The sequence below is a fragment of the Pseudomonas sp. SCB32 genome, from assembly GCF_009189165.1.
GTDB lineage: Bacteria > Pseudomonadota > Gammaproteobacteria > Pseudomonadales > Pseudomonadaceae > Pseudomonas.
Genome location: NZ_CP045118.1, coordinates 5,261,965 through 5,275,683, shown reverse-complemented (window position 1 = coordinate 5,275,683; position 13,719 = coordinate 5,261,965). Strand labels below are relative to the sequence as shown.

Annotated in this window: 11 protein-coding genes; 4 read left to right on the top strand and 7 right to left on the bottom strand. The window is 63.0% G+C overall.

Annotated features, from left to right (window positions below):
- Positions 1–6: 6 nt before the first annotated feature.
- The 4 genes from rpsO to GA645_RS24100 all read left to right on the top strand — a co-directional run bounded on the left by rpsO (position 7) and on the right by GA645_RS24100 (position 4,599).
- Entirely contained in the window at positions 7–276 is a 270-nt protein-coding gene (gene rpsO, locus GA645_RS24115) for a 30S ribosomal protein S15 (protein WP_045216763.1), read from the top strand.
- Positions 277–445: 169 nt separating this feature from the next.
- A complete protein-coding gene (gene pnp / locus GA645_RS24110; RefSeq protein ID WP_152226162.1) occupies positions 446–2,551 on the top strand; it encodes a polyribonucleotide nucleotidyltransferase in 2,106 nt (701 codons plus the stop codon).
- A 94-nt stretch (positions 2,552–2,645) separates the two neighbouring features.
- The gene (locus tag GA645_RS24105) at positions 2,646–4,061 is read left to right on the top strand and encodes a hypothetical protein (RefSeq protein ID WP_152226160.1); all 1,416 of its coding nucleotides are present in this window, start codon (positions 2,646–2,648) and stop codon (positions 4,059–4,061) included.
- Between the two features lie 187 nt (positions 4,062–4,248).
- Entirely contained in the window at positions 4,249–4,599 is a 351-nt protein-coding gene (locus GA645_RS24100) for a BON domain-containing protein (RefSeq protein ID WP_152226158.1), read from the top strand.
- A gap of 58 nt (positions 4,600–4,657) precedes the next feature.
- Here GA645_RS24100 and GA645_RS24095 read toward each other — a convergent pair whose 3' ends face one another.
- The 7 genes from GA645_RS24095 to acs form a co-directional block, all read right to left on the bottom strand.
- Entirely contained in the window at positions 4,658–6,121 is a 1,464-nt protein-coding gene (locus GA645_RS24095; RefSeq protein WP_152226156.1) for a rhomboid family intramembrane serine protease, read from the bottom strand.
- A 57-nt stretch (positions 6,122–6,178) separates the two neighbouring features.
- Positions 6,179–6,496: a DUF2845 domain-containing protein gene (locus tag GA645_RS24090; RefSeq protein WP_152226154.1), complete on the bottom strand. Its 318-nt coding sequence runs from the start codon at positions 6,494–6,496 to the stop codon at positions 6,179–6,181.
- The gene (locus GA645_RS24085; protein ID WP_152226152.1) at positions 6,493–6,777 is read right to left on the bottom strand and encodes a DUF2845 domain-containing protein; all 285 of its coding nucleotides are present in this window, start codon (positions 6,775–6,777) and stop codon (positions 6,493–6,495) included. Before GA645_RS24085 ends, GA645_RS24090 begins: the two co-directional genes overlap by 4 nt.
- 11 nt (positions 6,778–6,788) lie before the next feature.
- Positions 6,789–9,872 (bottom strand): DUF748 domain-containing protein, encoded by a 3,084-nt coding sequence (locus tag GA645_RS24080; RefSeq protein ID WP_152226150.1) that lies wholly within the window; start codon positions 9,870–9,872, stop codon positions 6,789–6,791.
- A 98-nt stretch (positions 9,873–9,970) separates the two neighbouring features.
- Complete coding sequence (locus tag GA645_RS24075; RefSeq protein WP_152226148.1) at positions 9,971–10,585, bottom strand: response regulator transcription factor; 615 nt, start codon at positions 10,583–10,585, stop codon at positions 9,971–9,973.
- A 173-nt stretch (positions 10,586–10,758) separates the two neighbouring features.
- Positions 10,759–11,652 (bottom strand): oxygenase MpaB family protein, encoded by an 894-nt coding sequence (locus GA645_RS24070; RefSeq protein WP_152226146.1) that lies wholly within the window; start codon positions 11,650–11,652, stop codon positions 10,759–10,761.
- An 80-nt stretch (positions 11,653–11,732) separates the two neighbouring features.
- Positions 11,733–13,670, bottom strand: coding sequence for an acetate--CoA ligase (gene acs / locus GA645_RS24065; protein WP_152226144.1), 1,938 nt, complete (start codon positions 13,668–13,670; stop codon positions 11,733–11,735).
- Positions 13,671–13,719 lie beyond the last annotated feature (49 nt).

Here is a 13,719-nt window from a genome sequence, read left to right as displayed (position 1 = left end):
CCCATCATGGCACTGAGCGTCCAAGAAAAAGCCCAGATCGTTAACGAGTACAAGCAAGCTGAAGGCGACACCGGTTCCCCGGAAGTGCAGGTTGCACTGCTGTCCGCCAACATCAACAAGCTGCAGGACCACTTCAAGGCCAACGGCAAAGACCACCACTCCCGTCGTGGCCTGATCCGTATGGTTAACCAGCGTCGTAAGCTGCTGGACTACCTGAAGGGCAAGGATACCTCTCGTTACAGCGCCCTGATCGGTCGCCTGGGCCTGCGTCGCTAAGACGGCAAGCCTGAAGTGGGAAGCTGGGAGTCCGGGGTCGATGAGTGGTGTATACCGCTCATCGGCTCTGGCTCCCGGCTTTCTCGCTTTTATAGGGAATGAATTCGGGTCCGACTCCCGGCATTTCCACAATTTCCCCCAAGGCAACTAAAGAGAAGGTAGAGAAACCGTGAACCCGGTAATCAAGAAATTCCAGTTCGGTCAGTCGACCGTAACCCTCGAGACTGGCCGCATCGCGCGCCAGGCCACCGGTGCTGTCCTGGTCACCATGGACGACGTCACCGTGCTGTGTACCGTTGTCGGTGCCAAGCAGGCCGACCCGAGCAAAGGCTTCTTCCCGCTCTCCGTTCACTACCAGGAGAAGACCTACGCAGCCGGCCGCATCCCCGGTGGTTTCTTCAAGCGTGAAGGCCGTCCTTCCGAGAAGGAAACCCTGACCTCGCGCCTGATCGACCGCCCGATCCGCCCGCTGTTCCCGGAAGGCTTCATGAACGAAGTGCAGGTTGTCTGCACCGTCGTTTCCACCAACAAGAAGTCCGATCCGGACATCGCTGCCATGATCGGCACCTCCGCCGCCCTGGCGATCTCCGGCATTCCGTTCGCCGGCCCGATCGGTGCTGCCCGCGTTGGCTTCCACCCGGAAATCGGCTACATCCTCAACCCGACCTACGAGCAGCAGCAGAGCTCCAGCCTCGACATGGTCGTGGCCGGTACCTCCGACGCCGTGCTGATGGTTGAATCCGAAGCCGACGAGCTGACCGAAGACCAGATGCTGGGCGCCGTTCTGTACGCCCACGAAGAATTCCAGGCGGTCATCCGTGCCGTTGCCGAACTGGCAACCGAAGCCGGCAAGCCGAGCTGGAACTGGACCGCGCCGGTCGAGAACACCACCCTGGTCAACACCATCAAGGCCGAGTTCGGTGCTGCCATCTCCGAGGCCTACACCGTTACCGTCAAACAGGACCGTTACGCGGCCCTGGACGCCCTGCGCGAGCAGATCGTCGCCAAGTTCGCCGGCGAAGGCGAAGGCCAGTACTCCGCAGGTGAAGTCAAAGAAGTCTTCGGCCTGCTGGAATACCGCACCGTTCGCGAAAACATCGTCAACGGCAAGCCGCGTATCGACGGCCGCGACACCCGCACCGTTCGCCCGCTGAAGATCGAAGTCGGCGTACTGGGCAAGACCCACGGTTCGGCGCTGTTCACCCGTGGCGAAACTCAGGCTCTGGTCGTTGCCACCCTCGGCACCGCCCGTGACGCCCAGCTGCTGGACACCCTCGAAGGCGAGCGCAAAGACCCCTTCATGCTGCACTACAACTTCCCGCCGTTCTCGGTAGGCGAGTGTGGCCGTATGGGCAGCGCGGGCCGTCGTGAAATCGGCCACGGCCGTCTGGCACGCCGCAGCGTTGCTGCCATGCTGCCGACCCAGGACGAATTCCCCTACACCATCCGCGTCGTTTCCGAGATCACCGAATCCAACGGTTCCAGCTCCATGGCTTCGGTCTGCGGTGCTTCCCTGGCTCTGATGGACGCTGGTGTTCCGGTCAAGGCACCGGTTGCCGGTATCGCCATGGGCCTGGTGAAGGAAGGTGACAAGTTCGCCATCCTGACCGACATCCTGGGTGACGAAGACCACCTGGGCGACATGGACTTCAAGGTTGCCGGTACCGACAAGGGCGTTACCGCCCTGCAGATGGACATCAAGATCAACGGCATCACCGAAGAGATCATGGAGATCGCCCTGGGCCAGGCCCTGGAAGCTCGCCTGAACATCCTCGGCCAGATGAACCAGATCATCGCCGCTCCGCGCGCCGAGCTGTCGGAAAACGCTCCGACCATGATCCAGATGAAGATCGACACCGACAAGATCCGCGACGTCATCGGCAAGGGCGGCGCCACCATTCGCAGCATCTGCGAAGAGACCAAGGCCTCGATCGACATCGAGGACGATGGCAGCGTGAAGATCTACGGCGAAACCAAGGAAGCTGCCGAGGCCGCCAAGCAGCGCGTCCTGGGTATCACCGCGGAAGCCGAGATCGGCAAGATCTACGTCGGCAAGGTCGAGCGCATCGTGGACTTCGGTGCCTTCGTCAACATCCTGCCGGGCAAGGATGGTCTGGTGCACATCTCGCAGATCAGCGACAAGCGCATCGACAAGGTCACCGACGTTCTGCAGGAAGGCCAGGAAGTCAAAGTCCTGGTTCTCGACGTGGACAACCGGGGCCGCATCAAGCTGTCCATCAAGGACGTAGCCGCAGCAGAAGCCTCTGGCGTCTAAGCGAGCTGTGAAATGAAAGAGGGCCCCTTGCGGGCCCTCTTTTTTTGCCTTGAAAATGTGCTATTCCCCGATCTCGTTCCAAGGATGCCCCGAGATGGACAAGCGTTATTGCCATTACCACAGCGCCCAGCCTGCCACCTGGCAGTGCCTGCCGTGCGAGCGACATTACGGGGACTGCTGCGTGCCGCTGAACTCCGATTCACCGGAGTATGCCCCGGCTTGTCCGCTCTGCCGGGGCGCGCTGCGTTATCTTGGCGCCGCCAATACCGCCCAGCCATTCTGGGAGCGTCTGCCTCGATTCTTCGCCTATGGCCTGCAAAGTGGCCCTCTGGCATTTGCCGCGCTGCTGGCGTTGGCGTGCGTGTTCATGCCCAGCGTCCTGCTGCTCTGGCTGGCACTGTTCGCGGTGGCGACCAAATACCTGCACAGCGTGATCGAGGCCGCCAGTTTCGGCAGCCAGGACGCCCCGAGCCTGGTGGACGCGTTCCACCTGGACAGCCTGGGGACGTTCTTCCAGCAGTTGGCGGTGTTCGTCATTGCGCTGGTGTTGCTTTGGCTGGCGGGTGACTTCCACAGTGAGGCGATCTACTGGAGCGTCAATGTCGCGATCATGCTGGCATTGCCGGCGAGCATCATCCGGCTTTCGCTGGACAAGAGCCTCGGCTCGGCGCTGAGTCCCGCGGAAATCGGCCAGGTCATGAGCGCCATGGGGTGGCGTTACCTGATTCTCTGCGTGTTCCTGTTCATTCTCTGGCAGTCGCCCAGCTATGTCGGCTGGTTCCTGTCCCAGGGCCTGCCCAGGGTGGTGATGGTGCCGGTGGTGGCCCTGCTAAGCGGATATTTCGGCGTGGTGATGTGCGCCATGATGGGCTATGCGGTGTTCCAGTATCAGGGCGAGTTGGGCTATGTGGCGGCCGGTGACGATGCGCCGGCGGGGTTCGCCGCGCCTGAGTGGCGTCGGCGCAAGGCGTTGGCCGAGGCCGAGATCCGGGTCAAGGAAGGACAGACTGGCGCCGCGCTGGAGATACTGGTGGAGGCGCTGCGCGAAGGGGCGCAAGACCTCAAGCTCAATGAGCGCTATCACCAATTGCTGTTTTCAGTGAGCGCCCGTAGCGAGTGCCTGCAGCATCTGCCCCATTACCTGCCGTTGGCGGTCCGTCTCAATACACCCTTGGCGGTCACGGCCTTCCTCAATGCTCGCCAGCTTCAGGCGGACTACCTGCCGGAAGACCCCGTGGTGTGCGAACGCCTTGCCGAGGTGCTGCTGGAGCGGCACAAGGCGCGGGAGGCGTTGAGCCTGTTGCGTAACCTGCACAAGCGCTTCCCGGATTACCCGGGCATCCCGCGGGCCTATCTGCTGGCGGCGCGGGGATTCTCCGAGGAGCTCGGGCAGGTCGAACCGGCTCGGCAGTTGCTGGCGTTCATTCGCCAGCGCTACCCGGCCTTCGAGCAGATGAGCGAGGTGGTGCAGTTGGAGGCCGTGCTGGCGAATCTGGGCAAAAGCGCCTGAGGCACCGTCTTGCAAGTTGCATGGCAGCAAGCGGACGACTGTGCAATCTGCATAGTGCCGATTTATGTAACCAGCTGATTTGTTTGCCCTTTCATGGCTTGGAGGGGCTGGCACAGTGCTTGCGACACTCCTTATGCAACTGCCGCCAGGAGGAGGCAGCAGTCTTCACCCACCAGGAGAGACCGCCATGACACATCGCTTCAGCAAACTGGCCCTTGCCGCCGCCACCGCAACCGCCCTGAGCTTCTCGTTCGCCAACTCGGTGTTCGCCCAGCCGACGACGCTGGCTGCGAACGATACGGTTCAGAAGACCGAACAGGCGGTTTCCGACACCTGGATCACCAGCAAGGTGAAGTCCATGCTGATTGCCAACAAGGACATCAGCGCCACCAACATCAAGGTTGAAACCAACCAGGGCGTGGTTTCACTTTCCGGTAACGTCAAGACTGACGCCGAACGCCAGCTGGCCATCAAGAGCACCCAGGACATCAAAGGTGTGAGAGCGGTTTCCGCCGATGGCCTGAAATCAGTCGAATAAGTGCGCAGCCCGCACTGATCAAGGCCCTGCCCGGCTTGCCCTGGCGGGGCTTTTTCATTCACGGTGCGCGGGATGCCAGATGCTGTTGGTAGATGAGGATCTGCCGGGTCGGATCGGCGTCCGGGAAGTGCTGGCGCAGGAAGTGCGTCATCTCGGCGATGGCTCGGGCGTCCTGCCGCGGATTCAGACGCTTGGCGAGCTGCAAGGTCAGCGGTGGTAAATGCTCAGGCCGTTGCCCGGACGCTACAAGCCTGCGCCAGCAGCCCAGCGCACGCGCCGACTCATCGAGCGCGAGCAGTTTGCGCAACAGGTGCAACTGGATGGCCGGATGGATCAGCAGCTGCTGCCCACTTGCAGCGCTCTCGTCGGCCAATCGACGAACGAGGCCATCGGCCTCCTGGCCAGGGGGCAGGGCAAAAAGCTGCTTGAGCACGGCGCCCATCAATGCGCGATCCTGGCGTGCCTTGGCGACGCCGTACAGGCGTTCGATCAGCGCCAGGCGGCCTGGATAGAGCGCGAGCAGTTCGCCCCCGCGTGCCGCTGCCTGGTCAAGTGCGAAGCGGCCGATCTCTTTGTCCAGGTTGTTCAGCGCGCGCTTGAACGGGGCGTCCGGGTCTTCCTTGTCGAGGTAGGCTTGATCAAGTTTCAGCCCGCCCAGCCGGCGTGGCAGCCAGACGGCGATGAACCCCGATACCAGGCCGCCGATGTGTGCGTAGTAATTGACATGATCCGCGGCGCGCAGCAGGCCGAACAGTTCCTTGCCCAACCACAGCGGCAGAATCCACAGTGCCGGGGCGCTGAAGTAGCCGATGAGGGGGCCCAGCCAGTAGAAGAAGCGGATGCGGCGCAGTCCGTAGACGCCGATGTACATGCCCATCAATCCGGAGATTGCGCCGGAGGCGCCGACACCGGAGACCCAGGCCGGGTCCAGTGCCCACCAGAGCAGCCCTGAGCACAGCCCGGAAAATAGATAGAGGCCCAGGTACATCCAGCGGCCCAGGGCGATTTCCAGGGCGAAGCCGAAGATGAACAGGAACACCATGTTGCCGGTCAGGTGCCAGAAGTCACCGTGGAGGAACATCGAGCCAATCAGGCCCTCGACGGTGAAGCGCGCTGGTACGAAGCCGAAGCGCAGGCTGCTCAGGCGGTCCCGCGCGCCTTCCGCCTTGGTACGGGCGGCTTGCCAGGCGGCATCCTGGCTGTAGGCCGGCAGGCTGCGCAGGTCATGGCCAAATTCGAGGTCACTGAGGATGAGCCAGGCCAGTTGCTGGCGGGGCAGGGTCTCCACTGTCTGGCGCTGATCCGCCGTGATCTTTTCGCGGCGCTCCAGGGTGGCACTGAACAGCGGCCGTTCCCGGCTCAGCAGGTCCTCTTGGAGATAGACCCGAACCGCCTGCTCGCGTCGTTCGCCATCGCCACTCTGGTAGCCGAAGTAGATCAGGACATTGAGCAGTATCAGCAGCAGCGTGACGACCGGAGGTTTCTTCCAGTCCAGTGGGTGTTCAGCGGGTACGATGACCATGGGCGACCTGTCCTTGGCGCGGAAATGCCGCAGGCTAGCACTGGCGAGGGCGAGATGTCAGTTGCCGCCGCCGCGCTTGCTCTGGATGGTGGTCAGTCGATTGCCTTCGAAGCGCACGAAATACAGCATGCCGTTCCAGGGGCCGTAAATCCATTCCTCCACGGCAACCTCATTGCGCTGGCCCCAGTCGCCAATCACTTCCTTGTAACCGAGGAACGAGCGATCCACAGGAGGGCCGCAGCGATCGAGCACTTCGCTGGTGAGGTTGCCGGTGCTGATCAACTTGCTGTTGCAGCGCAGGCTGGCGGCTTCCGACTGCCCGGCGAGCAGCAGGAGTACCAGCAGCGCCGGGCATAGACTAATGCGTAGGGTCAATTGCGCTTGAACTCGATGCTCTTGAGCCGGTTGGCTTCGAAAGTGAGGATGTAGGTCGTGCCGTTGCGCGGGCCGTAGACCCATTCTTCGATGCGGTACTCGCGATTATCGTAACTGCCGAGGGAATAACCGACCTCATCGCGGTGCTCAGGCGCGCCGCATTTCTGTTCGACTTCCCAGGTGCGGTCGCCCGCGTTGACCAGAGCGCTGCCGCACCGCATGCTCTCGGCTTGCGCGGTGGCCGCGCAGAGCAGCAGCGTGCAGGCCACAAGGGCTTTCATGGTGCGAGTCCTCATTCACTGTCCAGGTGGAGCTGGGTGGCTACGTTGCCACCATTCTCCGCCTCGCCGAGGCTGACGTCGATCAGGTAGACGCGGTCATCGCTGAGGCCGCCCTTGGACACCAGATAATCCTTGATCTGCGTGGCGCGCTCCTGGCCGAGCTTGCGCAATAGCAGCTGGCTGTCACTCCAGGAGGCCAATACCGCCTGTTCCAGCTTCACTGTGCGGTCGGCCTGGCTCAAGTCCTTCCATTCATCCGGCGGTTGCTTCTTCAAGCGGGTGCGGTAGATCCCTTCCAGCAAGGCGGGTTGCACATCCTCCGGTACCTCCAGCTTGCTGGCGTCGCTGGGCACCTTCTCGCCGCGACGTTGCAGCATGCTGTAGTAGTTCTTGCGGTACTCCTCCAGCAGGCGCTTCCTGGCCAGCGGTGGGCCATCGCTGCTGGCCGCGCTGACGCCTTCGACCTCGAGCTTGAGCGCCGGGCGTTGCTTGAGCGCGTCGGTCAGTTTATCCAGGTTGGCCTGGGCATCGGAATCCAGCTCGCTGGAGCCCGGGGCGAACGTCACGCTGCCCAGATCAGGACCTTCGCCGCCGGCGAGGCCCGCGATGAATTTGAAGGGCGCCTGAACCGCGCGAATCACCAGGTTGCGCAGGGTTTGCCAGACGATGGGCATGACGCTGAACTGCGGGTTGTTCAGGTCGCCTTCCACTGGCAGTTGGATATCGATGTTGCCATTGCTGTCCTTGAGCAGGGCTACCGCCAGCTTCACCGGCAGGTCCACGGCGTCCGGGCTGTCGACTTTCTCACCCAGTTGCAGGTGCTCCACCAGCACCTTGTTCTCGGCTTTGAGCTTGCCCTGGGTGATCTGGTAGTGCAGGTCCAGGTTCAGCCGGCCCTTGCGGATGCGGTAGCCGGCGAACTTGCCGGAGTAGGGCGTCAGGGTGGTCAGTTCGACGCGCTTGAAGCTGGTGGCGATGTCCAGCTTCTCCAGCGGCGAGAAGGGGTTCAGGCTGCCTTTGATGGTGACGGGGGCGTACTTGTCGACCTTGCCCTTGATGTCCACCGTGGCCGGCTGCGGGTTGCGGTTGTCGAGGGTGCCGATTTCCCCGGTCAGTTGCTGGATGGCGGTGGCGAAGTCCGGACGCAGGGTCAGGTCGGCGAAGTTGGCCGAGCCGTTGTTCACCTTTATGCCGCCGATGTGGATGCCCATCGGCTTGCCGCCAGAGGAGCTTGCGCTGCTGGGCTTGTTGGCCGTGGCCGTGGCCGTGGCCGTGGCGGGCTGCGGGATGATCAGCTCGCTGACGTTGGTGGTACGGTCTTCGTTGATGATGAAGCGGGTGTAGGGCTCTTCGATCGACACGCTCTGAATCGCCAGGCTGTCGCCGTGGCGGTAGGCGAGGCCGTCCAGCGTGAGTTTGGTCCATTTGACGAAGTCACGGTTCTTGATGGTGTCCAGCGTGTGCAACTGGGTCACCTGAGCGCTGCCATCGATGCCGAAGGCCAGTGGCTCGGTACCCTTCAGGTCGACGTTGAGGTCGCTGGCAAGGAAACCACTGCGTAGCTCCAGGCGAATGAACGGATCGATATAGGCCTGGGCTACGCGCAGGTCGATGTCGCGGGTGGCGACTTTCAGCTTGGCGTTGACCGGGCTGAGGTTGACCTGGCCGCTGGCCTCGACCTGCCCGCGCTGGCCCAGGCCTGTCTTGAGCTTGAGTTGCAAGGGAGAGGTGAGCCGGCTGTCAAGGTTCTGCAGATCCAGGTCAAGCGGACCGATCTCCAGCGCGACCGGCTTGGCCGGCGCGCGATCGGCCAGGTGGGCCTTGTAGCCACGCAATTGGGTGTCGCGCAGCACCACGTGCCAGGCCTTTTCTGGTCCGGCGGCAGGCTTGGCAGGAGTGGTAGCTACTGCCGGAACCGGCGAATTCTGTGCAGTGGCCGGGGTGGTTTTCTCCGGCGCCTTGGTGGTGCTTGCTGCCGGCTTTTCCGTGTCAGGTGCTGTTGCCTTGGCAGCTGCGGGCTGCTCGGTGTTCTGGGCCGGCGGCACCGTTTCAGTCTGGGGAGCTGGTTCCTGCGGACGCTTGTAGGGGTGGAAGTCGGCGAACAGTTTCTGCCAGTCCAGTTGCCCGTCTTTTTCCCGCGCGGCCCAGGCTTCCAGGCCCTGGCTGTGGATCTGCCCGACCACGACTTCACGCTTGGTCAGGTCCAGGCTGGTTTCGGCGACGTCCAGGCTGGTCAGCTTGGCCAGCGGCCTGCCGTCTGGCGATTTCAGGCTGAGATCGCGCAGGTTCACGGCAGCCTTGTCGAGCAGCAGCTCAGTGCCCTTGGAAAGATCCAGATGGTAGTCGGAAGAGACGCCGAGCGTGCCGCTCTCCAGGTTCAGCGGCGTGTTGTCCCGCACGTAGGGCCACCATGCCTTGAGGGGAACGCCCTGGAGCGAGAAGTTGCCCTTGGAGGCCAGGGGCACCAGGCTCAGGTCGCCCTCCCAGTCGAGCTTTCCGCCATTGGGGCCGATCGCCACCAGATTGGCCTTGGCATCGTTGTCAGGCAGCGTGCTGAGGTGGTTCAGCTCGAAATTCATCGGGTTGAAGAGGAATTCGACCGGCTCGCTCGGGCGACTGTCGCGGAAGTGCAGGCTACCCTCGGCCAGGCGGATATGGTCGATCAGCAAGGGGAAGGGGTGGCTGGGCTCCTCCTGCGCTGGAGTGGGCTGGCTCGGCGGCAGCTTGAACAGCTGGGTCAGGTTCAACGTGCCGTTTTCGGCGAACAGCAGCTCCGTGTGCGGTGCCTCCAGCTCGACGTCGGCGAGGTGCAGGTGGCGCTTCCACAGGCTGTCGGATTCCAGGTTGACGTACAGACGCTTGAAGCGCACCTGCTCGTCGCCGCTCTGGCCCAACTGAAGTCCCCACAGGGTCAGTTCGAGACTGAACGGATTGAGCTCGATGCGCTCAAGGTGAGCCGGAACCTTTGCGTACTGGGCCAACTGCTGATTGACCACACGCAGGGCAACCCCGGGAAGGATCAGGAAGCCCAGCAGGCAGTAGAAGAGGAAAAGCAGCAACAGTGCGCCGATTGCGCGTATCAATCCTTTGGGCATGGCGGGTGTCGTTTCCGTCGTGACGTGCCGTTGAAGTATGGCACGGCTGAGCGTTTGCGATCACACGAATGCCCTACCGGGCGCTGTTTGTGCGCGAATCAGTCATTGAGGCGATGGGTGCGGGCGAACTCGACCAGGTCCACCACGCTTTCCAGGTTGAGCTTTTCCAGGATGCGGGTCTTGTAGGTGCTGACGGTCTTCTGGCTGAGGAACAGTTCCTCGGCGATGTCCTTGTTGCTCATGCCTCGCACCAGGCTGCGCAGCACGACCAACTCACGCGGGGTGAGGCTGGCGACGGGGTCGCTATGGCTGGCAATGTTGAGCGATTTCTCCGGGAAGCAGCGATAGCCGGAAACCAGCATGCGCGCTGCGTTGAGAATGGCGCTGGTGTCATTGTTTTTGCTGACGAAGCCATGCGCTCCGGCCGCCTCCACCTTGCTCGAATACAGCCGCTCGTCCTGGGAGCTGAGCACCAGCAGGCGGATGTTCTCATCGAAGATGTGGAGGCGCGCGAGCAGGTCAAGACCGTCCATGCCAGGCAGGTTGAGGTCGAGGATCACCAGATCCGGACGCTCCTTGCGCACGGCATCCAGGCCACCATGACCGTCGGCGGCTTCACGAACGACTTCGAACTGCGAATCCTGCCCGAGCAATGAGCGGATCGCCAAACGCATCGCTGGGTGATCTTCGATCAGCACGACACGCTTCTTCATATTTCACTTCCTGAGTGTGGCCATTTCGGCGAATTGAGCTTGAAGATAGACCAAATGTTCCGCGTCCCACGGAAAAATCCTAAGCTCGCGGCGAAAAGCTTGCTCGCAGTCAAGGATCGATTCCTCGCTGTGGAGCGCGGGAGCAGAGACTTGCCGGACATGGGGAACTCTGCCTATGAAGGTCCGGGTCCGCGCAGCGGAGGTAAGCCCATGCGCCGACGGGCCCGGTGCAGCGAGCCGTTGCGCACGGCCCAACGCAACAGTGGCACGCTGCGCCTGACACTGGAGCGGATCAGCTGCCGCTGCACAGTGCCCAGGCTCAGACCGAGCTGCTCGGCGGCCCACTCCGGCAGCAGATCGACGCCAGCGCGCATCATCAGGGCTCCGAAAGGCCTGGCCAGGAAGCTGGGGGCCGGCGCGTTGAACAGTACCTGCACGACTTCCCGGGTACGCTCGTCGTAGCGCAACTGCGGACGGACACTCTGCAGGTAGTCAGCCACCTGCTGGCGCGAACGAGGTACGTTGCGCGCGCCCAGGCGCTCGGCTATCAGGGCGATCTCGTCGTAGTAGCGGTCCTGCTCTTGCCCGGACAATTCCGGGTTCAGATAGCGCAGGTGAGAGGCGAGGAAGCTGCTGACTTCGGCCACATGGACCCAGGTGAGCAGGTCAGGATCGTTGGCCGAATAGTGGGTGCCATCGGGGAGCGTCCCATGAACGTTGTCATGGATGTGCCGTACGCGCTCGATGAGTCTGTCCGCATCCGCCCGCGAACCATAGGTGGTGGCGGAGATGAATTGCCCGGTGCGGCGCAGGCGGCCGAGCATGTCGGTGCGGAAGTTGGAGTGATCCCAGACGCCGCCCAGGGCGCCGGGGTGCAGCATCTGCAGGAGCAAGGCGGTGATGCCGCCGATCAGCATCGAGCTGAAATCGCCGTGGACTTTCCAGCAGATCGAGTCCGGACCGAACAGGCCCGGATCACCCTTGGGCGACTCGAAGTCGACCCCGCCCAGGGCAAGGCCGGTCAGGCTGAGCACCTGGCTTTCGATATGGCGGCGAACGGTTTCCATTGCGGCGAACAGGCCTCGGGGCAAGGACGTCAGGTCAGTAGGTTATACCTAACGGCTTGCGCCCGGGGCCAGCAGCAGGATCAACGATTCAGGCGGTTGTCGATGAGCCCCTGCACCACGCTCGGGTCGGCCAGTGTGGAGGTGTCACCGAGGTTCTCCAGTTCGTTACAGGCGATCTTGCGCAGGATGCGTCGCATGATCTTGCCCGAGCGGGTCTTGGGCAGGCCTGGCGCCCACTGGATCATCTCCGGCTTGGCGAAGCTGCCGATTTCCTTGCTCACCAGCCCCAGCAGCTCCTGCTTGAGCGCATCGCTGGGCTGGATGCCATTCATCGGTGTGACGAAGGCGTAGATCCCCTGGCCCTTGAGGTCGTGCGGATAGCCCACCACCGCGGCCTCGGCCACCGAGTCGTGCAGCACCAGCGCGCTTTCCACCTCGGCGGTGCCGATGCGGTGGCCGGATACGTTGATCACATCATCCACGCGGCCGGTGATCCAGTAGTAGCCGTCCTCGTCGCGGCGCGCGCCGTCGCCGGTGAAGTAGTAGCCGGGGTAGGGCTTGAAGTAGGTGTCGATCATCCGCTGGTGGTCGCCATAGACGCTGCGGATCTGGCTCGGCCAGCTGGCCTTGATGGCCAGGACGCCAGAGCCGGGACCTTCGATTTCCTTGCCCTGCTCATCGAGCAGAACCGGCTGTACGCCGAAGAACGGTCGGGTCGCCGAGCCGGGTTTGAGTGCAGTGGCTCCCGGCAGCGGAGTGATCAGGATGCAGCCGGTCTCGGTCTGCCACCAGGTATCGACGATGGGGCAGCGTGTTTCGCCGACCACGTGGTAGTACCACTCCCAGGCTTCCGGGTTGATCGGCTCGCCCACCGAGCCGAGCAGCCGCAGGCTGCTGCGCGAGGTCTTCCTGACCGGCTCCTCGCCTTCGCGCATCAGCGCGCGGATGGCGGTGGGGGCGGTGTAGAAAATGTTCACCTGGTGCTTGTCGATCACCTGCCAGAAGCGCGAGGCGTCCGGGTAGTTCGGCACGCCCTCGAACATCAGGGTGGTGGCGCCGTTGGCCAGCGGGCCGTAGACGATGTAGCTGTGGCCGGTGACCCAGCCCACGTCCGCAGTGCACCAGTAGATGTCGCCGTCGTGGTAGTCGAACACGTACTTGTGGGTCATCGCCGCGCCCAGCAGGTAGCCGCCGGTGGTGTGCAGCACGCCCTTGGGTTTTCCGGTGGAGCCGGAGGTGTAGAGGATGAACAGCGGGTCTTCCGCGTCCATCGGCTCCGGCGCGCAGTCTTCGCTGGCGCCGCGCAGGGCCTCGTGGTACCAGATGTCGCGACCTTCGACCCAGGGAATCTCGCCCTGGGTGCGCTCGACCACGACCACGCTGGAAACGTTCGGGCAGTCCTGCAGGGCCGTCTCTACGTTCTTCTTCAGCGGCACGTATTTGCCGCCGCGCACGCCTTCGTCTGCGGTGATCACGACGCGGCAGTCGGCATCGAGGATGCGGTCGCGCAGGGCATCGGGGGAGAAACCGCCGAACACCACCGAATGGATTGCGCCGATCCGCGCACAGGCCAGCATCGCGTAGGCGGCCTCGGGGATCATCGGCATGTAGATGCACACCCGATCGCCTTTTTCCACGCCACGGCTCTTGAGCACGTTGGCCAGGCGGCAGACATGGCTGTACAGCTTGCGGTAGGTGATGTGCGCGGATTCGGTCGGGTTGTCGCCTTCCCAGATGATCGCAATCTGTTCGCCACGGGTCTCCAGATGGCGGTCGATGCAGTTGTAGGTGACATTGAGCTGGCCACCCTTGAACCAGCTCGCCTGGCCGCGGGCGAGGTCGCCGTGGTGGACCGAGTTCCAGGGTTTGAACCAGTCGAGGAAGGCCTTGGCCTGTTCGCCCCAGAAGGCTTCCGGTTGGTCCACCGACTGCCGGTACAGGCGCTGGTAGGCGTCGTTGTCGAGGTAGGCACGCTGGCGTACGGCCTCCGGAACGGGGTGAAGGCTGATCTCGTACATGGGGAATCCTTGTTGTTGTGTGAGGCGAGATGCCCACAAGGGTGCATCC